This is a genomic window from Chitinophaga niastensis (assembly GCF_003014755.1).
Lineage (GTDB): Bacteria > Bacteroidota > Bacteroidia > Chitinophagales > Chitinophagaceae > Chitinophaga > Chitinophaga niastensis.
Genome location: NZ_PYAW01000007.1, coordinates 164,495 through 187,654, shown reverse-complemented (window position 1 = coordinate 187,654; position 23,160 = coordinate 164,495). Strand labels below are relative to the sequence as shown.

Here is a 23,160-nt window from a genome sequence, read left to right as displayed (position 1 = left end):
TTTTACTAAAAGCTAATCGCTAACAGCTAAAAGCTAACAGCTTCTCCAACTGGTTGTTTATACATCACAACTGGTTGTTGGTAAGTTTTTTTCAATGAATCTTTTGTTTTTTCCGATTTTTGAGAGAGATGAAGAGAGTACACTTACATATTCTGTTCTGGCTGGCTTACCTGTTTCAGGATTCGCTGCTGGAGTTTGTATGGATAGGTCCCGCATTGCCCGGATTAACTGAAAGTCAACGTTTGGCGACGGGTATAGCAGCAGCAGCCACGCTACTGATCCCAAAAATGCTCTTCACTTATTTTATGCTCCTGGTAGCTGTAAAAGGACTACTGAGAGATAGTCGCCCGCTATGGCAGATCGTAGTGGAATCCGCCATTGCACTTATGTTCAGCATACTGCTGTACCGGATCATTTTTAATTATTACCTGGATCCCTACATGTATCATGGCATGCTGAAAAGAAAGCCACTGCTTGATCTTAGCCATATCCTGCTGGCTGTAATGGATATTGGGTTTGTAAGCGGAACTGCTGTGATACTTAGTTTATTACGATCGCAGTTAGCCGGAAAAGAAAGGGAGAAGAGTTTGATCAAAGAAAAGCTGGAAACAGAATTGAAATTTTTGCGTAACCAGATCAATCCTCATTTTCTCTTCAACACCCTTAATAATATATATGCGCTAGCCAGAAAAAAATCTGATAAAACTGCTGAGATAGTCATGAAGCTATCTAAGCTGCTGCGTTTTATGTTATATGAGTCCAGGAAAGATTTTATTCCTATTTCAGAAGAATTAAAAATGCTGGATGATTGCCTGGAGTTGGAAAAGATCCGTTATAACGAAAGGCTTACTATCACTTTTTTGAAGTATATTGATAATGATACACAATTTATAGCACCATTGCTGTTGTTACCTTTTGTAGAAAATGCCTTTAAGCATGGAGTGAGTGAAACGCGCTTTGAATCGTTTATACATATGGTGATAAAACTGGATAAAGGACAACTTACTTTCACCATTGAAAACAGCAAGGAGAGCGGAGAATCTAACATTGTAACAGATAATATCGGACTGAGCAACGTAAGGCGGCAATTGGAACTGATGTATAAAGACTACCACCTGCAGGTAGATAATCAGCCCGTCGTGTTTAAAGTAGTGCTTACCATAAATCTGAATAGCCATGCAACGATATAGCTGCATTATAGTAGAAGATGAGCCGCTGGCAGCCGAAGTGCTGAGTGACTATATCCAACAGGTCCCTTTTCTGCTGTTGAAAGGTATTTGCAACGATGCCATCTACGCTATGGAAACACTGCAGGAGAACAATATTGATCTTATCTTTCTGGATATTCATCTACCTAAATTAAAAGGATTACCCTTTATACGGTCATTAAAAAATCCACCACAGATTATTATTACCACCGCTTACCAGGAATATGCTTTGCAGGGGTATGAGTACAATGTAGTTGACTATCTCCTGAAACCTATAGAGTTCAGCCGTTTCCTGATGGCAGTGAATAAACTGAAACCACACCATACACCCCCACAGGAAACAGCCGCCGTAACCAGCGAAAGACCTTACCTCTTCTTTAATGTGAGCAAGAAGAAGGTTAAAATTTATCTCGATGAAATTTTATATATCGAAAGCCTGAAAGAATATATCAGCATCACCACAAAAGAAAAAACCATTCTCACCAAATTTCCATTAGGACAAATTGAAGAGCTGCTGGCGAGGAATAACTTCCTGCGTATTCATCGCTCTTTTATCGTAGCTAAAGATAAAGTGGACGCCTTTACCGCCACAGATATTGAGATTAACAATAAGGTCTTACCTATTGGCCGAAGTTATAAGGAATTGGTGATGAGTTTGCTCTCGCCTCCCATGCGGGATTTATAGCCATCAATTAAATATTGCAAAATTTAATGTGTGCTGCTGGCATACCTGTAGATAGCGTCATTTAATTGATTAGGTATTTTTAAAAAAGCAATATGTGCCGCAGGCACAGCGTATCGGGAGCAAATGACAGGTATAACGGCTGTTTCCCTGTAAAAATTGCATACTCGTAAAACACGTTTCCGCCCTATCAACAACACTTATCTCCCTATTAAAACCTTTCTGCTACCATAATCTGTCGTGTGTTTACAATGATATGCTGTTGGTGGATTCATTGAACAAAATTTCCTGTAGCGCAATAACTTCAGCATCTATAGAACCAAAATCAGTAGGCCATGCAACAAAATAACTGCGTGATACAGCCATACTTCCATGCTGTTGACACGATCGCTTTTACAACGATGCTAAACAACCTGCCTCTTTCTTTTACCCAAATAAAAATCAGGAAATGAAAAGAATATTACACAGCGTTTTACTGGTTTTAATAGTCTGTGCACTTCCATTGTTAGGTTTTGCGCAACATACTATTACCGGTACGGTCACTTCCAAAACGGACCGGCAGCCTATCCCCGGGGCTACCGTGAAAATCAAAAACAGTAATACGGGAACACAAACTAATGCGGACGGACGCTTTACTTTAACTGCATCAGCAGGCAATACACTGGAAATTAGTTTTGTTGGTTTTGCCACACAAGACTTGCTGGTGGGAGCAAGCCGGGAATACAATGTTATTATGTCGCTTGCAGAAACTGCTTTAACAGAAATTGTTGTAACCAGCCAGGGCATTAAAAAGGAAAAAAGAAGCCTGGGGTATGCAGTAGCTACAATTAACAGTTCGGAAATTGGTGAAAACAGCAGCCCCATTAATGCCTTGCAAGGAAAAGTAGCAGGTCTTAATATTACTTCCGGTAATGCACCTGGCTCTGCTTCCCGCATTGTATTACGCGGACCAACTTCTTTCACAGGTAATAACCAGCCGGTCTTTATTATTGATGGTGTACCGGTGAGTAATGATAACGAACGTAATACCGACTTCCTGAATGACCAGGTAGATTACGGTAACCGCGGAAATGACCTCAACCCGAATGAAATTGAAAGTGTAACTGTGCTGAAAGGTCCTGCTGCAGCGGCTTTGTACGGAAGTATCGCTTCTAACGGTGCTATTTTGATTGTTACTAAAAAGGGCAAGAAAAATAGTCGCGCGCAAATAAACTTCAGTACCAGCTACCAGTTATCCAGCATCCTCAAACTGCCCGATTTCCAGAATAAATTCGGAGAAGGTAACCTGGATGCAATACCCAATGACCCGAGAGAAAACTTTAGCTGGGGTGAACCTTTTGACGGAAAGGAAAGACCTTTCGGACAAGTCATCAACGGCAAACAACAGCTCAAAAAATATGTAGCATTACCTCATAACGTGAGGGACTTCTTCGATAAAGGACAAACATGGAACAATAACTTATCCCTTACCGGTGGTAATGATAAATCCACGTATTACTTATCGGTGGCTGCTTTGAACAACAAAGGCATTGTACCGGGAACCAATTTCAATAAATACAATATACGTTTAAGTGGTACTTCTGATTTCTCAGAAAAGTTTTCCAGTAGTGCTACTATCGGGTATTCCAATATCTCCAGTAAATTACCACTGGGCGGACAGAGTAATTCTGTATACACCTCCATCTTCCAACAACCGAGGGATGCACCTATTACAAGTTTCAAAGACCTGAGTAATCCATATAACGGTACTTTTACGGGACCAGACGGAACCCAGTACTATGGCTACTATGGGGCTTATACTAAAAACCCTTATTTCCTGTTACAGAATTATACCAACACCAATACAGTAGATCGTATCACAGGTAATTTTTCAGTTTCTTACAAGCCGTTAGAAGGCCTGGATATTACGGAACGTATAGGTGCGGATATTTATACAGACAGGCGTTATGAACAGGGCGCAAAATATAACTTTGTACCTTTTGATCCTTTCTATGTTCCTAACAACTGGACGGATAACGGTAAGTATTCTCAGGATATTTTTAACTATATGCAGTTCAATCATGACCTGATTATTACTTACGGCCGGAAAATTGCGAAAGACCTGGACATGAAGCTGCTGGCGGGTAATAACGTACGGATGGAAAAACGTACAGAGCTTTTTGCTACTACTAATTCTTCCGGAGGTTTGATTATTCCTGGTTTTTACAGCCTCACTAATTCCAACGGGCCTGTAAGTACAACAAACTTATTGTCTAATAAAAGGCTGTATGGCTTTTATTTTTCTGCCGATTTTGAATATAAGAACATGTTGTTCCTGGGTGTTACCGGTAGAAATGATATCTCCTCTACATTGCCGACAAATAATAATTCATACTTCTATCCCAGTGTTAATGGCGCCTTTGTATTCACTGAATTGTTTAAGAAACAATCTCTCAGTGATGTGCTTAGCTTCGGTAAAATACGTGCAAGCTATGCTAAGGTGGGCGCGGATGCCAATCCCTATCTGCTGTCTACCAGTTATTCATCAACAGCTATCAGCTCAGATTTTGGGCAGTTAACATTCCCGATAACCAGCAATGGTACGCTCATACCAGGCTTTACACGGAATGACCAGATAGGTAACAGCAAAATAAAACCGGAATTTACACAGTCGGCTGAATTGGGACTGGAACTGTCATTCTTCCGCGATAAGCTGGGACTGGATGTTTCCGTTTACAACACCAAATCTACCAACCAGATTGTGAGAGTGCCTATTGCGCCTATTACCGGTTATACTTCTATTATCATCAATACAGGAGAGATGAATAATAAAGGACTGGAAATAGGAGTGCGCGGTATTCCTGTGAATACCAGCTATGGTTTGAAGGTAGAAGTCTTTGGTACTTACAACAGGGTAAAGAGTAATGTGGTGAGCATTTCCCCTGGCCTTACACAGATCTCTATCGGAAACGGTATCACCAGTATGGGTGAAGTTGCTGCAGTAGGTAAGCCTTATGGTACTTTCTACGGACAGGGCTTTGTAACTGATTCCGCTTCAGGGAGAATAATTGTAGATAAAAGCACTGGTTTGCCATTGAATAACGGTACCAACTATTACAAGACCTATCTGCCGGATTACATGGCATCACTGGGTACTACTATATCTTTTAAAGGTATTATTCTGCGTGTATTATTTGATACCAAACAAGGCGGACAGTTTTATTCCAATACAAAAAGTACTATTTCATTTGGTGGTTATACCAAAGAAACAGCTTTCAACGACCGGAAAGATTATGTATGGCCTAATTCCGTGTATGCGGATGCTAACGGGAAATACGTGAATAATACAAGCGTAACATTCCATCCATATACCTATTGGACATCGGTTGCACCATCTGCTGCTTATCTCATTGATGCCAGTTATATAAAATTAAGAGAAGCATCATTGCAATATGATTTGCCGCATCAGTGGATAAAACGTACAGGCATTGGAAATCTTTCCGTAACGATTTATGGCAATAACCTGTTTATCTGGACACCCAAATCCAATCAGTTTGCTGATCCGGAAATTAATGGCCAGGGAGCTGCTAACGTGCAGGGATATGAGTTTTTATCTAACCCATCTCTCCGTAACTACGGTATCAAGTTGAATGCTACCTTATGATTATTTCATGAAATAATTTTTATCTGATGAAAAAGATATTATTGCCGATAACGTTTTTGTTATCCATCATCATACTGCAGACGGGATGTAAAAAATTTCTGGATATTAATCAGGACCCTAACAACGCAGCAGATGTCCCCGTACCTCTTCTGTTGCCCTCTGCGGAGTCAGGCCTTACTTTTGCATTGGGTAATACACTTGCCATTGATGGAGGTGTCTGGAGTCAGTACTGGACGCAGAATCCTTCTTCCTCACAGTACCGTAACCTGGATCAGTATTCACCAGACCCCGGCGCCTTTGGAAATGTGTGGCAAAATATTACCTCCGATGCGATGGAGGATTTGCAACAGGTAATCATAAAAGGAAGGGCTACCAAGCAGCTGCAGTATGTAGCTATAGCTACGCTCCTCAAAGCCTATGCATTTCAGCTAACCACCGACTGCTGGGGAGATATTCCCTTTTCAGAAGCATTGCAGGGAGAAGCTAATATTACACCCAAGTATGACAAACAAACAGATATTTATGACGGGTTGGCAAAGATGGTAGATACTGCTATTGCACTGATCAATCCCAATGATCCGAATGCGCCTGGTAGTGATGATCTTATTTACCAGGGAGATATGAATAAATGGTTGCATTTTGCCAATACATTGAAATTAAAAATTGGCTTGCGCCTGGCATTAAAAGATCCTGCCCGTGCTGCTGCCATCGTTGGTACAGTGGCCGAAAAAACTTTTATACAGCCAGGTGAAACAGCACTGCAAAATTTCAATGCTACCGGCGGACAACAAAACCCTTTGTATGGCGCTATTGCAGGTGCTGTGCTGAATAAAACACAAAACCTGGTGGCCAGTGCTACTACTGTCGATTTTTTCAACAAATACTCCGATCCAAGACTGGCGGCTTTTTATGCCCCAATAGCCAATGGTACTTTTGTAGCTATTCCGCAGGGTAGTTTTAATACGGGTACTCCTGGTGCACCTATATCAGTTCCTTCGGCTGCTACCGGTGGAAATGCCAATGATACAAAATCGGCCAGCGCACCAGTGAAGCTCATGACAGATTATGAAGCTGATTTTCTGCAGGCAGAAGCCATCGCAAGAGGCTGGCTCTCCGGCGATGCAGGGGCCATGTATAACGAAGGTATCTATAGAAGCTTTGAAGCATACGGTGTTGCAGGCGATACGGGGTATGCTGCACAAACCGGAATAGCATTTCCTGTAGCAGGTACTATCAATGAGAAAGTAGGTGCTATCATCACACAAAAATGGGCAGCCATGTGTGGTAATCAGGGGATAGAAGCATGGACAGAATGGAGAAGAACCGGTTTTCCTTCTTTCTTTATCGTTTCACAGGCTTCTATTATTGGACCGGGACGTTTCCCTGAAGTATTCTTATATCCTATTTCAGAACTGACCCGCAACCCCAAAGCACCGCCACAGCACAATATCTATGATAAAGTATGGTGGGCAACTTTCTGATTTTCTGATCACTTAAATGCTGTTTATTATGAAGCGTTATTATATTTTTCTACTGATCATCATACTCATAGGTGCCTGCAAAAAAGAAACGACATCTACCAGGCTGGTCACGCCCACATTTCCGGTCATTACCCTGAAGGGCAGTGCATTGGTATCTGCTGGTGTTGGGGGCACCTACACTGATCCGGGAGCTACTGTATTTGATAGTATAACGAATACAACCTCCCCGCTTGCGCCCACATCCAATAATGTGGACCTTTCTACAACGGGTTTTTATTCTGTAAGTTTTAATGCTATAAATGTATGGGGATACAGGTCCGCTGCCAGCAGGATGGTACTGGTGACTACTGTTAGCCCCGCTGATGATATCAGCGGTGTTTATCATCGTACTTCAAATGGTGCCACTGTTAATATAGTGAAGGTGGGTACAGGTGCTTATCAACTGGATAATGTAGGGGGAGTACTGAACAATCCTGCTTTTGTTTTCCCATTCTTTATCGGATTTACGGATGCGTCGACCTTCCAGGGGCCACCGCAGAATACTCCACTTGGTCAACTAAGCATAGACAATACCTCCATTACCAGGAGCGGGAGCACTATTAAACTGAAATATGTAGTGCATAACCCTAACTTCGGTACCAGTGTAAGAACATTTATCAGGAATTAAAGATCTTAAAACACGAAAAACTAAAAAGCAGAAGAGAGTATTGTCCCGTTTTAACGGGACAATTTTTTTGAGTGAGCTTTTCGCTTACACTTGTTAAGCCGCGCTGCATCAGCGTTTGTTTTTTAAGAAGAGAAATTATTGCTATAATACAAAAGAGGATTGATATTACTCAACCCTCTTCTTTTTTTTGCCATACTGAATCACACTACTTTGTTGAAACTATTTAATGCTTTGGCTGGAAATTCCATCTCAAACCTGTGCTGAAAAAGTAATTAGTAGCAAAACGATGTAATGGTTTTTCCCCGAACATTTCAGAGAGCTTTTTCTCCTGGAAGGTAGCGCCGCTATAAAGAATACTTCCGCCAGCAGCCACAAAATCCAGGTGCTTATTCAGGTGCCAGGTATTTTCAAGGCCCAGGCTCATTTCGGAGTAGCCCATCAATCGTTTGTTATCGGGATGTTTTTCTACATCATAGGCGGAACCCCTCAAACGAAACGCCAGTGCAAGGTCCGTTTGTTTGCTTAATGAGCTGGCAACACTTATTTTTTCGGGGAAGTTGATATCTATTCTGAACTTATTATCCGTTTGCCACCTGATAAAAAAAGCGGGTAATAACATAGGCGTGCCAAAGGAATTAGTGAACATAGCACCAATGCCATATGAAAATCTGCGGTTGTGTTGTTTCACAAACAAAACACCTCCATTTACAAATATATCTTCTCCATCAATCTTTTCCATATCCGTAAAAAGCCCTACAGATAAGAGGCCTACCATACTCCACCGGTTATGTAAACTGCGGTAATGTTGCAATGCCAGTTGTGTGCCGAGCAGCTCCGATGGGAAAATCTGGTGGTCGTAATTTTCGTTCGTTAATTTGGTGTAGCTGCCACTAGCCGCAAGTGTCCAGTTTCTTACCTTGCCGGTAGCGGTATCCACCTTGTTACTGAGTAAAAAGCTGGCGCCAAAATTATAGCGTTGCTGTGAAGTAGTGGATTTGGTTTTTACACTATCTTCCGGCCTGATGTAATGAGATGCCGGTAAATAATCAACGCTCACGGCTATTCCCGGTCCGTTTAAAGAAGTGGCGCCGAGCTGCGCCCATAGGCGTTTTGCCGGAGTTAATAAAAACAAGACAATTAACAAACTGATATACCATCTCTTGTGCTGTGGCATAGCCAATCCTGACTGTTGTAGGTGTGTAGGTCCTTCTGTTTTGATAAAAACGATGTCCATAAATGACGATTGTATTAAAATAATTTTTTAAACCTTTAGAGATAGACACCATGTCCCCTGTTCACCCCTACGTGGAATTATTTTTTATTTACAGCAGAGAGGAGGCGACTTTTATTTGATACTCATTATATTTCATGAGGATCCTGGCTTATTACAGTTGAAGAGGAGAACCGTTACGAGGAAGATACAATGGGCTATAGCAGTGATGTAGAATACCTTTGAGGTTAGATGGAATAGCTGTATTTTTAGTATATTATAGAAAGGTATTTATGTTAGTCCGCAATTACTGTCCTTCGGTTTTTTTATTTCACATAAATCAATCTAAAATGAAAAAAGTATCTGAAAAAAAGTTAAGCCTGACAAAAATAAAAATTTCAAAATTGAGCCAAAGCGTTAATAACGCTGCACTACCAACTACAACAGTGTTCTCATTATTTCATTGCCCTACGCATCCAAATTGTCTGACATCGTATCAAACATGTTAGCGGCATTTACCGGTTAGTCAGCTGGTATTTCACCTGTGATTTTTTTATAGTACAGGCTGCCTCTCAGAGGCAGCCTGTACTGTTTTATATCTTCCTGAACACTACAATCCCATTATGCCCGCCAAATCCAAAAGTATTACTCATGGCTACATTCACTTTTTTATCCATTGCCTCCGATAAAACAATTTGCAGGCCTGCAGGAATGGCGGCATCCAGCTGTTTTGTATTGATAGTAGGAGGGATGATGCCTTTTTGTATGCTCATGATACTGGCAATGGCTTCTATCGCCCCTGCGGCGCCCAGTAAATGCCCTGTCATGGATTTGGTGGCACTGATGTGCAACTGAGCCGGAGCCGTGCCAAATAGCTTGCCAATGGCCGCTATTTCACTAAGATCACCCACAGGAGTAGAAGTAGCGTGGGCATTCAGATAGTCTACTTCTTCCTTATTTATACCTGCATCTTCCAACGCAAACTTCATTGCCTGAAAAGCCCCCAGGCCTTCAGGATGTGTGGCAGTCATGTGGTATGCATCGGCGGTCATGGAGGCGCCTACGAGTTCTGCGTAGATGTGTGCACCCCTGGCTTTGGCATGTTCGTATTCTTCCAGTACCAGTGCACCTGCGCCTTCGCTCATTACAAAACCATCCCGGTCTGCATCAAAAGGGCGGGAGGCGGTGGCAGGGTCGTTATTGCGCACAGACATCGCTTTCATGGCACAGAAACCACCTACAGAAGCCGCAGTGATAGGCGCTTCGGAGCCACCTGTGATAATTACTTTGGCCTTACCTATACGGATATACGTTAATGCATCCATAATAGCGGTATTGGAGGTAGCACAGGCTGAAACAGTGGTATAGTTGATGCCCATCAGACCATGCCTGATGGATATCAGCCCGGAGGCCATGTTGGTAATCAGCTTCGGTACAAAATAAGGACTGAACCGCGGATTAAAATCCCCTTCAACATATTCTGTTACCTGCTCTTCAAAAGTTTGCATACCACCCTGACCGGAGCCCCAGATTACGCCGGTATCAAAAGGGTCCATGCTTTTGAAATCCAGCCCGGAATCCCGGATGGCCTGATCAGCAGTTACCAGTGCATATTGTGTAAACGGATCTGTTTTCCGCACATCGCCTTTATCCAATAGTGCCGATGCATCAAAGCCTTTAAGCTCCCCTGCAAACTTTGTCCGGAAGCGACTGGCATCAAAGCGGGTGATGGTAGCAGGACCGCTTATGCCGGCTACCAGGTTATTCCATAAATCCGTTACATTATTCCCGATGGGTGATAATGCTCCCATTCCTGTAATGACAACTCTTTTCATAGTTTTTATTTTTTTTAACAGAGGTCTGCTAATAACTGGGCGGCGATCTTTTTAAAAGCCGCCGGACCTAATACCCTGGATAATAACAAAGAAGATTGCAAATTGGACATAATCATTAATGCCCGTGCCTCTGCTGTTCCTTTAAAGTGTATACGTTTATTTTTTCTGCCTTGTTCAAGACAATTCGTTAACCATTGCAAAATACTACTGCCCATCTGGTGCACCCTTTGCTGCATCTCCGGCGAGAGCGTTTCGTAATCCGTTGCCAGCGATCCCATTAAACAGATATTACCAGCATGATTGTGTTTACGGAATACATCAAATAGTTTAACAAGCTGCTCATCTTCCGGCAACTTTTTCCATTTTGCAGTGCTGGCAGCAAACTTTGTGATCTCGTTATCAATCACACCTATGCCCAGATCTGACTTGGCAGGAAAATGATAATGTATGGCTGCATTTTTAACGTCTAAGGGGGCAGCAATGTCCTTATAGCTAAAGGCATTGAACCCTTTTGTTCTTACCAGGCGATCGGCCATGGCAACAATCTTTTCTTTTGTTGCTGACATAATTAATTGCTTGACAGGGCGCAATATACTTACTTAGTAGTAAGTAAGCAAATATTGATAGTTACCGGCTATGTCAACCAATAGCTTTGTTGATAATAAAAGCTTATATTGTATATATAATTTATAACCTCGTTATGTCAACCAACACATCTAACCGTATCGTTTCCATCGATATTCTTCGGGGCATTGTAATGATCGTAATGGCACTGGATCATACACGTGACTATTTTCATAAAACAGTTATAGCAGATCCCCTGGACCCCGCCACTACTACCGTCTGGTTATATTTTACGAGGTGGATAACACATTTTTGTGCCCCTACCTTTGTTTTACTGTCGGGTATGTCTGCCTACCTGGCGGCACAAAACAGAACGAAACCAGTGGCCAGCCTGTTTTTAATCAAACGGGGCTTATGGCTGGTGCTGATGGAAATCACCATTGTCACCCTGGGAATAACTTTTAATCCCTCCTATAGCTTCATCTTATTGCAGGTAATATGGGCCATCGGCTGGAGTATGGTGGTACTGGGAGTATTAAGCCGGATTTCTTTTAATACGGTGCTGATCGCCGGATTGATATTGTTTTTCGGGCATAACCTGCTGGATGCAATGCCCTTGCCTGCATCCGGGGCTGCTAATATCTGGTGGAAGGTATTATTTACCTCACAGTTCACTCCGGTGCCTATTGATGCAAATCACACGGCGGGCGACTTTTACGCCATATTTCCATGGACAGGCATCATGTTGCTGGGTTATTGCCTGGGATATTTTTTCAGAAAAGATGCCGACCCGGAAAAGAGGAAACGCATATTGGCGTATACCGGTGCGTCACTGATCGTATTGTTTATTGTTCTGCGCTTTATTAATAGCTACGGAAATCCACAGCCATGGGAATTACAGCGTAATTTTGGGAGAGATATACTTGCGTTTTTAAACACCAGCAAGTATCCGCCTTCCTTACAATTTGCGTCCATGACGATTGGCCCGGCTTTGCTGGCCATGGCTTTTATGGAGCATGTAAAAGGGGCGTGGGCAAGGATTGCATCAGTATACGGCAGTGTACCGTTCTTTTATTATATCCTGCATTTTTACATGCTGCATTGTCTTTTGGTAATCGTTTTTTTTGCATCAGGTCATACCATGCAACAGGCTTATTCCCCAAATTCTATTTTGGGATTCAGGCCCGATGATTTTGGATACGGACTGCCTGTTGTTTATGGGATATGGTTGCTGACAGTAGCCACGCTATATGCTCCCTGTAAATGGTTTGCAGCCTGGAAGAAGGCAAGGCGTGGCTACTGGTGGCTGAGTTATGTATAAAAGGTTATTCTGCTTTCAGACTTACAACAGGATTCATCAGTGCGGCTTTAACCGACTGGAAACCGATGGTGAGCAAGGCAATTGCAATAGCCAATATGCCCGCTAATCCAAATACCCAGTAGTGAATTTCCACGCGGTAATTATACTGTTGCAACCAGCGATCCATCACATACCAGGCAATAGGGAAGGCGATGACTGCAGAAAGACCTATCAGTTTCAGAAAATCTTTGGAGAGTAAACCCGTGATACCGCTAACACTGGCACCCAATACCTTGCGGATGCCTATTTCTTTTGTTCTGCGTTCTGCAGTATAAGCAGCAAGGCCAAATAAACCAAGACAGCTGATAATAATAGCCAGTGCGGCAAATAGCCGGGATAATTTCTGTATCAGTGCTTCATTAACAAAGATGGCATTGAACTGATCATCCACAAATTGGTAGGAGAAAGGATAGCCTGGATTATTGTGCTTCAGTACTGCTTCTATTTTACCTAATGCTTTTTCCTTGTCTATACCGGCATTCATACGCACATAAAGCAGTGTGGCAGCCTGGGGCATACAGTAAAACATAACAGGATCCGGTTTGCCATACATATTGCCATATACGTAATCTTTTACTACACCAACCACTTTTGAGCGATACACGGTATCCTTATCAGGCGTCAGCAATATTTTACCGAGCGCACTTCCTTTACCCATCACCTTTTCCAAAGATTCGGTGATCAATACATCCATGCCATTGGAGGCAGCCACCGGGTTAAAGTCCCTGCCTGACACTATTTTCATCCCGGAAGTACTAATGAACTCAGGGCTTATTAATCGTTGTGAAATAAGAATTTTATCTGTTGCAGGCTTTCCTGCCCAATCAATAGCACTGGTGTTATTGCCGTCATAAATAGTACCATGATCTGCCAGTGCTGCATTTTGCACCATCCCTGTGTTCATCAGTGCTTCTCTTATGGCAGCAAAGCTTTGCACCATATTTCCCTGCGTTTCAGTAACAATCAGGTTCTCTTTATTAAATCCAAGGTTCCTGTTTTTTACATGTTGTATTTGTTGGAAAATAATAATAGTACTAATGATCAATACAATGGAAATTGTAAATTGCGCTACCACCAAACCTTTGCGGATAAAGGCTGCACTACCTGTTTTTAATTTAATACCTTTTAAAACAAAGATAGGATTGAAAGAAGATAAATACAGCGAAGGATAACTACCTGCTACAAGTCCGCATATAACTGTTATAGCCAACAGGAGCAATTGATGCAGCGGATTCTCCAGGCTTACCGACAGATTTTTTTCTACTAAAGCATTGAATACGGGCAATACCAGATAGAGGATCAGCACAGCGATACAGGCGGCCAGGAAAGACAGGAACAATGCTTCGCTGATAAACTGTGTTACCAGCTTACCTTTTCCTGCACCCATTACCTTGCGGATACCCACTTCTTTGGCCCGCTTTTCACTACGTGCTGTCGCCAGGTTCATGAAATTGATGCAAGCAATAAGAAGAATGATCCAGGCGATGAGAGAAAATAAATGTACATATTCAATACGGCCACCACTTTGCTTTCCACCAACAAACCGGCCATGCAGGCGCCAGTCATTCATGCCAAATAAAAAGGCATGGTTAATAGCTGCGGGTTCCCTGTTTTGGATATAATTGAGGAGTGATTTATTAATGGCTGCTACATTGGCCGTGGGAGATAGTTCTACATAAGTGCTCAACGCATTGGCCGTCCAATGAATCAGGTAAGGATTGGCATGGTAATAAATTTCAATAGGCGCTACCCATTCAAACTGAAGGGTAGAATTTTCAGGTATATCTTTTATAACACCTGATACTACATAAGGCTGCTTGTTATCTAAAACGATGGTTTTACCGATTACATTTTTATCTTCTCCAAAAAATTTCTTTGACGTTTTCTCCGTGATTACAATAGCGTACAATTGCGGGAAAGGATTACCGGCACTGCCTTGCACAAAGGGGAGCGTAAATATATTAAACAACGTTGCATCTGCATAAAGTCCCTGGGCATAGAGCGTCTTGTCTCCTATGGTAAACAATTTGGAAGTGGGATCTTCCGTAGTACGACAAGTAGTTTTGATCCCCGGAATATCAGATTTGATAGAAGGAGCGAGCACATAAGGGGTAGAGGAGAAGGTGCGGATACTGGCATCATATACCCAGTTTCCCATCACCTGGTAAATCCTGTCCTTTTTTACATGAGAATTATCAAAGGTCATTTCATCTTCTACCCATAAAAAAATCACACTGGCGCAAACAATACCAATAGCTAAACCAAAGATGTTCAGAAAACTATAGGTCTTATTTTTCCAAAGACCTCTTAAAGTTGTTTTGAAGTAATTTTTAAACATGCCGCGGTATTTACACAATTAGTAAATATAATATAATTCCACCTGGCGCTAAGATAATGCCATGGCTGTAACAGTTGATAATGAATAATTTGAATAACTGCTGATGTCCGTTTTTAAACGAATAGTGTCCGTTTCTGAACAGATAAACAGCACCGGGTCAAGATCCGGTTTGTCGTTTTTCAGATGTAAGTCTATGTAATGTTTTCTGAAATCATAAAATTCCCTATCGCGTAAATCTAATTCCTGATCGGACATAATACCCGGTTATGCTTTCATCAATTTTGCATTTCTAAAATGTGTATTATATGAAAAAACAGACCGGCTTCGGGTTGATAATAACAATTCTTCTTTTTATTCCTTCTATAATTTTTGCAACAGATGAAAATACCGGCACCATCAAAGGCAAGGTGTTGACGACCGACGGGAAATCCGCCACCGACGTGGTTGTACTATTAAAAGAAACCAATGAAACAGTGATTACGGAAACAGATGGTTCCTTTGTATTTGATCAGTTGAAACCAGGCAATTATCACCTGGAAGTAACGCTCATGGGTTATAAAACAGTGGTGGAGCAGGTGCTGGTTGTTGCCAGCAAAACAAACACTATTAAGCTAAAACTGGACGTATCCAGCAAAGCCCTGAAGGAGGTGGTGGTTACCGGTAATCATAATAAACTGATCAGAACATCCAGTTATGATGTTGCAAAGATGCCACTGAAAAACCTGGAGAATCCACAGGTATACAGCACTATTACCAAAGACCTGTTGCAGCAGCAGCTGGTGTTTTCAGTAGATGATGCCATGAAAAACGCACCTGGTATCACAAAAATGTGGGATGCTACCGGCCGCGTTGGCGATGGTGGCAGTTATTTTAACTCCCGTGGCTTTATTGTACAGAGCCAGCTACGCAACGGTATAGCAGGTAATGTAAGCGCGCAGATAGATGCAGCTAACCTGGAGCGGGTTGAGGTCATTAAAGGCCCTTCTGCAACGTTATTTGGAAGTACCTTAACATCCTATGGTGGCCTCATTAACCGGGTTACTAAAAAGCCTTATGATCATTTTGGCGGGGAAATGGCATATGCCATCGGTAGCTACGGCTTCAACCGCGTGAGTGCAGATGTAAATACACCGCTGGATAAAAACAATGATGTACTGCTCCGCATAAATACTGCTTACGATTACGAAGGCAGCTTCCAGGATTACGGTTTTCATAAAGGCTTCGCATTTGCACCCAGCTTGTCTTACCGCGTAAATGACCGCCTGTCATTTCTCTTTGATGCAGAATATTTCTCCGGACAAAATACCGGGTTGAATGTATTTTTCTTCCCTTATATGCAGCCTATTGCTGATCTGGGTGCTAATCGTGCAGATCAGTTAAAGATAGACTACAAGCGGCACTACGCCGGTAATGATTTATTCCAGGTAGGCCGTAGTACCAATTTATTCGGGCAGATGAACTATAAACTGTCGGATCAATGGAACATGAATACTAATATTACTTCCACCAACAGTTTTTCAAATGGCCCTTCTCCGTACGCTTATTTGTTGTCGGATGCGGCAGCAACGGGAGTTGCAGGCGCTGTGGGCAGTAACTATATTTCCCGCAACGATCAGTTCACGGATAATGCTACTGATCGTGTAATAGAAATCCAGCATAATTTTAATGGCGATTTTAAGATCGGCAGTTTAAGGAACCGTTTCACCGGTGGACTTGATTTCTTCCATCATAATTCTAACCAGATATTTGCTGGTGGCGTATTTGATACTATTCCTTCTCATGGCGTTATTTCAGGATATGCAAACTTTAATCGCCGTAACCTGGATAAAGTATACGATAAATACGGAATAGGGAGTCCTTATGTCAATCGTTTCATCTCTAATACTTACAGCGCCTACGCGTCGGACGTGTTAAATATTACAGATAACCTGATGGTACTGGCCGCACTGCGCATAGATTATTTTGATAACAAAGGTGCTTACGTAGATTCGCTTGGAGCGTATACCGGTGGGTACAACCAGACTGCTTTTTCTCCCAAACTCGGAATCGTATACCAACTTATTAAAGATAAAATATCCATTTTTGGTAACTATCAGAATGGCTTCAAAAATCAGCCGGGAGTAAGTGCCGCCAATAAAACCTTTAAGCCGGAACAGGCTAATCAGCTGGAAGGTGGCGTAAAGCTGTATCTGCTGGATGGTAAAATCACCAGTACAGTAAGTTATTACAGCATCAAAGTGAAAGACATCCTGCGCCCGGATCTGGAGCATGTTAATTTTTCTATACAGAATGGAACACAGATCAGCAAAGGATTTGAAGCAGAAGTGATTGCCAACCCCGTACAAGGATTAAATATAGTGGCCGGATATGCTTACAACGATTCAAAGTATGAAGCATCAGCAAAAGATGTGGAAGGCCTGCGTCCTGCAACTGCGGGTGCACCTGCTTCCGCTAATCTCTGGATCAGTTATCGGATATCCACAGGCGCTGTAAGAGGCCTGGGATTTGGTTTTGGCGGTAATTATGCGAGCGATAATAAAGTGGTGAATGATAAAACCATAGGTACATTTATACTACCTGCCTACACTGTGCTGAACGGTAGTATCTTTTATGATCATGCACGTTTTCGTGTAGGCGTGAAGATGGATAATATTACAGATAAGCATTACTGGATTGGTTATACAACCGTAAATCCGCAGAAGCTGAGAAGCTTTACCGGTAGTATGGCATTTAAGTTCTAAAAAGAATAACACATTGTATTGAACGTATTGTGCTATTTAGCACAATACGTTCGTAATATTAAGGAAGAGGACCTGATGTTATTATAGATACCAATGCATTGCACATCATCTTTATCTCTTCTTCCATATTATACCCGGTTTACCAATTGTATACGCATCAGTTTCGGAATACCTTATGATGATCGGATAGCATTAGGATTTTGGGAGAATTGATAAAGAACTTTGAAAGAAGCGCTACGCGATGATCTCCCTATTATTGCGTAATTCGCAATTCGTAATTCGTAATTTTTTTCTCTGGTAGGAAACAAATACGACGGTAGCTACAGTGCCTGTTACACCCGCTATACATACCGTTAACCGCGGACCCACAAAATGAGCCAGCACACCGGTGAGCAGGCTACCTAACGGTATCATGCCCTGGTATGCCATGATATAGTAGCTGATAGCTCTCGCACGCATTTTGGGAATGGCATGTGTTTGTATATAAGTATTAATGGCAGATGTTTGTGCCATCATACCTATGCCGGATAATAACATGAACAGCAGGGCCAGTGGCAGCCAGGCCGCATAGGAGAGCAGTATCAGGCTCAATGCAAATATGAGGCTGGCAGTGATCATAATCTTCACCATGTCTTTGCCGCCTTTCAGATTGGCCATATAAATAGCAGAAATGATGGAACCCAGTCCTGCAGCACTTTCGAACCAACTAAACGTTTTGGCGTCGCCGTTAAAAAGATCCTTTGCAAATACCGGCATCAGGGTGTTGAAGGGGATCACAAATAAACTACTCGCTGTGAGCATCAGTAGTAATGATGACAGGTCATTATCTCCCGAAATATAATTAAAACCTTCCCGTAATTCCATCCAGATACTCCGTTCGGACTTTACTACCGGCGGTAATACAATCTTCATCATAAACAGGGAAATTAATACGGGCACATAACTCAGGAAGTTACTGAGGAAACAAAAGTCCTCTCCAAAGGTGCTCAGTATAATACCTGCGAGCGCAGGGCCCGCAATACGGGCGAAATTAGCCATGGTAGAGTTTAAGGCAATGGCATTGGGCAAATCGTCTTTTTCTTCTACCATCTCCGCCATCATAGACTGCCGGCAGGTAACATCAAATGCGTTGATAATCCCCTGTACCAGCGACAGCAGGATGATGCCCGGAATATTATAATTACGGAAAAGGATCATCATGGCCAGTGCACCGGCCTGTATCATGGAAATTATCTGTGTAATCACGAGTATGCGGTAACGGTTATGGCGTTCTATATAACTACCCGCATAGGGTGATAAAAGCAGGGAAGGAATCAGGCTGACAAAACTAACAACGCCGAGTAACAATGCGGAGTTGGTTAAGCGATAAACCAGCCAGCATACGGCGGTTTTTTGCATCCAGGTGCCTATGAGAGAAACTGATTGTCCGTAAAAGAATAACCGGAAGTTCCGGGATTTTAATGAGCGAAAAATATTCATCTGATTATCATATTTATAAAGGCAGTATGCCTTTTGTCATCATGATGCAAATTTCGGTAAGATGGGTATATTTGTAAAATAGATTGTTTTAATCATATCCATTAGTAAAAACGATTGATCAATGGAACTCCGTCAACTGACCTATTTTGTAAAAGCCGCTGAAATAGCCCATTTCACGGATGCTGCTGCGGCATTGTATATAACACAGTCTACTTTATCGCAACAAATCAAGCAGCTGGAAAATGAATTGGGCATGTTGCTCTTTGACCGGGTAGGGAAACATGTGCAGCTAACGGAAGCAGGTGGTGTTTTCCTGCTGCATGCCCGGCAAATCCTGCTGGATGTGGAAAAGGGGAGACAGGCGATACAGGACCTGCAAAATATGCTCAGCGGGGATCTTCGTATAGGCGTAACATATGCCTTTACTTCTTTGCTGCTGCCTATCTTAACTTCTTTCCCGGAAAAGTATCCGGGCATCAGGATATACATTGAATACGGTACTACGGAAGTACTGGAACGTAAGCTGCGGGCATCGGAGCTGGATTTTGTACTGGCTTTTCACCAGGAGGCATTTTATAAAGACCTGGAAACGCAGGAGCTTTTCAGTTCCAAAATTGTAATGGTGGTATCTAAAAAGCATAAGCTGGCTACTTTAAAAAAGGTGAGCCTGCAAAGCCTGAAAGGGATGGACCTGATCCGCGCAACCAAAGGCTTTAGTGCGCGTGATTCTATGGATGAAGTGATGCTGAAGCATAAGATCCAACTCACGGTAAAAATAGAGTTAAATGATGTGCATTCCATTCTCTCGCTGGTAGAAAAGGGACATTGGGGTGCTTTGCTCAATGAGCGTGCACTGATTGGATGGAAGAACCTGGTAGCTATTCCCATTGAAGGCAGGGAGTTACTACGGCGTGCTTACATCATCTGGCAAAAGGGCACTTACCGCAAAAAGGCGGCTGATCTGTTTGCTAATGAGTTGGTGAAAATAATACAGGACACAGTTAAATAACAGGTATTTTAGTTATTCCCGCCCTTATCACAAAATCAGCCAATGAGATGTTGAACTCCTGTTCAAACGGGACTTCCAGCAGTTCTTTTGCTACCTGGAATTCCATACAGAGGTGTTCCACTATATCGGGTTGTTCGGGATACCTGGTAATGTACTTTGCTATTTCATTTAGTTTTGCCTGGTATTTTCTGTGCAGCATAATCGGTTGGTAAGGTTTCACGGGGAATATGACTTTTGAGTGGTCCATCATATTTACTTCGGTTTTTGGTGGTTGATAATATTATTTGGATCGCCTGATTATTTTGATCACATCCAGCCACGGAGCCGGCTCAGTAGATGCTTTGAGCTGATAGATACCTTTCCATTTTTCACCCACTATAGGGTCTTCTTCCATTATTTCATCCAGCAACTGTTCATCTACAGCGGAGATTTCTCCAGCGAGCTTCTCTGTCATTAACCGGTATATTTCATCCGAGCTGTTCATACAATCTATTAACAGCTTATTTAATTTGACGGGGTATTAAAATTGCATTTTTCTTAAGTAGGCGCGTAAGGTTTTGAGGGCGTTGGCTACTTGTTTTTTTACTGTTTCTTCACTGATTTGCATAGAAGCCGCTATTTCTTTGCGTGTTTTGTGCTCCTGGTAAGCCAGCCGGAATACCTGTGATTGTCGTTCCGGTAATTGATTGATGGCGCCTTCCAGGAGTTCTTTTAATTCATTGTTCTCTAATTTATTATTGGGAAGGGTATATTCTTCAGGAAGCATAATGTCTTTCATCCTTCTTTTGCGGGTAGCATCTTTGGCTATTTGGTTGAGGCAACGGTTCTTGATACTTACAAAAAGAAAATTCTTTAATGTCTGAATGTTGGTAAGATCAATTTTTTGATAACGATCATTTTGCCAGAAATCGATAAAAAACTCCTGGACCAGTTCCTGTGATTCTATTTCATCTTTTAGTATAGTCATGGCCGTTAGAAACAGCCAATGCCGGTAGGTGAAATAAAAATGACGGAAAGCCTGAAGACTGCCTGTCTTCAAGTATGCAAGCAATGCGGTATCGTTATCTGAGGTACTCATGCTTAGCTTTAAATTGATAATATGCAGAATGGTGTGATTCCTGCCATGTCGGAAAATGTATTCGATTAATTGGTTGAAAAATGATATGTATCAGCTGAAAGGCCCGCTACTGTTATATATAAGTACTGTCAGCCAAAAAAGGAATTCAAATAGACAATCAATGACGCTCTAGGGTATATTCGATTGGTTTGCAAGGACGGATTCCGGATTATCAAAGGTTTTTGTTAATTAGTTGTTAATCGGACAGTTAAGCTTAAAATCAGGATTGAAGCATGTATTTGTGGAGCGGAGGCAACAATTATGTGCGGGATGCATTAAGCTGCGTGGCTAAAAGCGCCAGGTATATGCAGTGGGAGATCCTGCGTTAATATTTCCGGATTTTTTGATGTTGAATTTTATTTCAAATGCAGATCTCTCTGCATGTATAAATTCAACATCAAAAAATCCGGATACCTGTTGATTTATTTCTTCTTGGCGCCTCTTTTCTTAGGCTTACCATACTTCAACATCATTTTCTCTTTATGTGTAACCTTGTTGTTCCGCTTCAGATTTTTGGCCAGCTTCTGATGGAAAGCAGGGCCTGCATCTTCACGTTTGGGAGCCTTCACCAATGTATTACGCATGTGAATTTTCGGTTTCTCATCTTCCGTAAGCACATCAGAAATAACCAGGTCTTCCGGTAAAGGTTGCACTGGTATAGCGTAGTTCATCAGGCTTTCTATCCTTTCGAGGTCTTCCTGTTCTGCATCTTTGGTCAGCAAAATGGAAATACCTTTTTTATCCGCTCTACCGGTTCTGCCTATACGATGTATGTAGCTTTCCGGTACCTCGGGGGTATCAAAGTTGATGACATGTGTTACTTCTGCAATATCTAATCCACGGGCAATAATATCTGTAGCAATCAGAAAACGGTATTCTCCGTTCTGGAAGCTATTTACCGTCCTGAAACGGTGGTTCTGTTCCTTGTTGGAGTGGATAATCCCTACTTTGCCCGGAAACTCTTTCTCCAGCTGTTCGTGCAGGTCATCTGCCAGTTGTTTGGTAGCGGCAAAGATGAGGGTCTTTGTCATGCTGGCATCTTCTGTAATCAGCAGTTCCAGCAGGTTTACCTTAGTATAGAAGTTAGGTACCTTGTACACAATCTGGTCGATATTTTCCAGCGGCGTACCAGTTGGTGCTGCTTCTATCATTACCGGATTGGCAAAGTGAGTCTGTATCATTTTCTCTACCTCTTCAGTAATAGTAGCAGAAAACATCAGGTTCTGTCTTTTTTGAGGAAGCAGGTCCATAATGTTCCGCAACTGTGTCCGGAAGCCCAGGTTGAGCATTTCATCCACCTCGTCAATAATCAGTCGCTTAATGGATTTAACTTTCAACGCACCGCTGAGAATGATGTCGTAGAGCCTTCCGGGAGTAGCTACGAGTATATCCAGCTTATCTTTTACTGCCTCCATCTGGGGGTTCATGTTCACACCGCCATATACACCCAACACCTCTACGTTCATGTAGGTGGTGAGTTTTTTTACCGCTTCTACTACCTGTACTACCAGTTCCCTCGTGGGTACAATGATCAGCACCTGTGGGTATTTCTCTTTCGTATACTTAAATTGACGAAGGGTGGGAAGCAGGTAAGCAAATGTTTTACCGGTACCGGTTTGCGCAATTCCGCATACATCCTGACCGGACATGATGACGGAGAAAGCCCGCTGTTGTATAGTGGTAGGCCTTTTATAGCCTAATTCATCTAAAGCGTTTAATAAAGGAGTATTCAGGTTTAAATCACCAAAAGTCATTGTGCTACTATAATATGAAGGACAAAGGTAAAAAATAATGTCCGAACTGCCGTTTATGTGATTGGTATGCAA

The 23,160-nt window shown here is 42.2% G+C and carries 18 protein-coding genes; 8 read left to right on the top strand and 10 right to left on the bottom strand.

Features of this window, described 5'->3' with window-relative positions; translation table 11 throughout:
* Positions 1 to 128: 128 nt before the first annotated feature.
* The 5 genes from CLV51_RS24815 to CLV51_RS24795 all read left to right on the top strand — a co-directional run bounded on the left by CLV51_RS24815 (position 129) and on the right by CLV51_RS24795 (position 7,681).
* Positions 129 to 1,190 (top strand): sensor histidine kinase, encoded by a 1,062-nt coding sequence (locus CLV51_RS24815; protein WP_106530801.1) that lies wholly within the window; start codon positions 129 to 131, stop codon positions 1,188 to 1,190.
* Positions 1,177 to 1,893: a LytR/AlgR family response regulator transcription factor gene (locus CLV51_RS24810; RefSeq protein WP_106530800.1), complete on the top strand. Its 717-nt coding sequence runs from the start codon at positions 1,177 to 1,179 to the stop codon at positions 1,891 to 1,893. The genes CLV51_RS24815 and CLV51_RS24810 overlap by 14 nt, the downstream gene beginning before the upstream one ends.
* Positions 1,894 to 2,338: 445 nt before the next feature.
* The gene (locus tag CLV51_RS24805) at positions 2,339 to 5,533 is read left to right on the top strand and encodes a SusC/RagA family TonB-linked outer membrane protein (protein ID WP_106530799.1); all 3,195 of its coding nucleotides are present in this window, start codon (positions 2,339 to 2,341) and stop codon (positions 5,531 to 5,533) included.
* 26 nt (positions 5,534 to 5,559) lie between these two features.
* Entirely contained in the window at positions 5,560 to 7,014 is a 1,455-nt protein-coding gene (locus CLV51_RS24800) for a SusD/RagB family nutrient-binding outer membrane lipoprotein (protein ID WP_106530798.1), read from the top strand.
* Positions 7,015 to 7,042: 28 nt separating this feature from the next.
* Positions 7,043 to 7,681 carry an immunoglobulin-like domain-containing protein gene (locus tag CLV51_RS24795; protein ID WP_158267146.1) on the top strand — a complete coding sequence of 213 codons (639 nt, stop codon included), beginning with the start codon at positions 7,043 to 7,045 and terminating at the stop codon, positions 7,679 to 7,681.
* A 223-nt stretch (positions 7,682 to 7,904) separates the two neighbouring features.
* Here CLV51_RS24795 and CLV51_RS24790 read toward each other — a convergent pair whose 3' ends face one another.
* The 3 genes from CLV51_RS24790 to CLV51_RS24780 form a co-directional block, all read right to left on the bottom strand.
* Positions 7,905 to 8,915, bottom strand: coding sequence for a DUF6268 family outer membrane beta-barrel protein (locus tag CLV51_RS24790; RefSeq protein WP_106530796.1), 1,011 nt, complete (start codon positions 8,913 to 8,915; stop codon positions 7,905 to 7,907).
* A 569-nt stretch (positions 8,916 to 9,484) separates the two neighbouring features.
* Complete coding sequence (gene fabF / locus CLV51_RS24785; RefSeq protein ID WP_106530795.1) at positions 9,485 to 10,726, bottom strand: beta-ketoacyl-ACP synthase II; 1,242 nt, start codon at positions 10,724 to 10,726, stop codon at positions 9,485 to 9,487.
* Between the two features lie 14 nt (positions 10,727 to 10,740).
* Positions 10,741 to 11,292 carry a TetR/AcrR family transcriptional regulator gene (locus CLV51_RS24780; RefSeq protein ID WP_106530794.1) on the bottom strand — a complete coding sequence of 184 codons (552 nt, stop codon included), beginning with the start codon at positions 11,290 to 11,292 and terminating at the stop codon, positions 10,741 to 10,743.
* 134 nt (positions 11,293 to 11,426) lie between these two features.
* On the opposite strand from CLV51_RS24780, the gene CLV51_RS24775 reads away from it, so the two are divergent.
* The gene (locus CLV51_RS24775; protein ID WP_106530793.1) at positions 11,427 to 12,611 is read left to right on the top strand and encodes an acetyltransferase domain-containing protein; all 1,185 of its coding nucleotides are present in this window, start codon (positions 11,427 to 11,429) and stop codon (positions 12,609 to 12,611) included.
* A gap of 4 nt (positions 12,612 to 12,615) precedes the next feature.
* On the opposite strand, the gene CLV51_RS24770 is transcribed toward CLV51_RS24775, so the two are convergent.
* The gene (locus CLV51_RS24770) at positions 12,616 to 14,988 is read right to left on the bottom strand and encodes an ABC transporter permease (protein ID WP_106530792.1); all 2,373 of its coding nucleotides are present in this window, start codon (positions 14,986 to 14,988) and stop codon (positions 12,616 to 12,618) included.
* Positions 14,989 to 15,036: 48 nt separating this feature from the next.
* Positions 15,037 to 15,243 (bottom strand): hypothetical protein, encoded by a 207-nt coding sequence (locus CLV51_RS24765; protein WP_106530791.1) that lies wholly within the window; start codon positions 15,241 to 15,243, stop codon positions 15,037 to 15,039.
* A 50-nt stretch (positions 15,244 to 15,293) separates the two neighbouring features.
* Here CLV51_RS24765 and CLV51_RS24760 point away from each other — a divergent pair, with 50 nt between their 5' ends.
* Positions 15,294 to 17,729: a TonB-dependent receptor gene (locus tag CLV51_RS24760; protein WP_106530790.1), complete on the top strand. Its 2,436-nt coding sequence runs from the start codon at positions 15,294 to 15,296 to the stop codon at positions 17,727 to 17,729.
* 234 nt (positions 17,730 to 17,963) lie between these two features.
* On the opposite strand, the gene CLV51_RS24755 is transcribed toward CLV51_RS24760, so the two are convergent.
* Entirely contained in the window at positions 17,964 to 19,208 is a 1,245-nt protein-coding gene (locus CLV51_RS24755; RefSeq protein ID WP_211302113.1) for an MFS transporter, read from the bottom strand.
* A gap of 121 nt (positions 19,209 to 19,329) precedes the next feature.
* Here CLV51_RS24755 and CLV51_RS24750 point away from each other — a divergent pair, with 121 nt between their 5' ends.
* The gene (locus CLV51_RS24750; RefSeq protein ID WP_106530789.1) at positions 19,330 to 20,217 is read left to right on the top strand and encodes a LysR substrate-binding domain-containing protein; all 888 of its coding nucleotides are present in this window, start codon (positions 19,330 to 19,332) and stop codon (positions 20,215 to 20,217) included.
* Here the strand turns inward: CLV51_RS24750 and CLV51_RS24745 are convergent.
* The 4 genes from CLV51_RS24745 to CLV51_RS24730 all read right to left on the bottom strand — a co-directional run bounded on the left by CLV51_RS24745 (position 20,210) and on the right by CLV51_RS24730 (position 23,088).
* The gene (locus CLV51_RS24745) at positions 20,210 to 20,467 is read right to left on the bottom strand and encodes a hypothetical protein (protein ID WP_106530788.1); all 258 of its coding nucleotides are present in this window, start codon (positions 20,465 to 20,467) and stop codon (positions 20,210 to 20,212) included. The two genes, CLV51_RS24750 and CLV51_RS24745, sit on opposite strands and share 8 nt — an antisense overlap.
* A 30-nt stretch (positions 20,468 to 20,497) precedes the next feature.
* Positions 20,498 to 20,701: a hypothetical protein gene (locus CLV51_RS24740; RefSeq protein ID WP_106530787.1), complete on the bottom strand. Its 204-nt coding sequence runs from the start codon at positions 20,699 to 20,701 to the stop codon at positions 20,498 to 20,500.
* A gap of 36 nt (positions 20,702 to 20,737) precedes the next feature.
* Complete coding sequence (locus CLV51_RS24735; protein WP_106530786.1) at positions 20,738 to 21,295, bottom strand: sigma-70 family RNA polymerase sigma factor; 558 nt, start codon at positions 21,293 to 21,295, stop codon at positions 20,738 to 20,740.
* Between the two features lie 461 nt (positions 21,296 to 21,756).
* Positions 21,757 to 23,088 (bottom strand): DEAD/DEAH box helicase, encoded by a 1,332-nt coding sequence (locus CLV51_RS24730; protein ID WP_106530785.1) that lies wholly within the window; start codon positions 23,086 to 23,088, stop codon positions 21,757 to 21,759.
* Positions 23,089 to 23,160 lie beyond the last annotated feature (72 nt).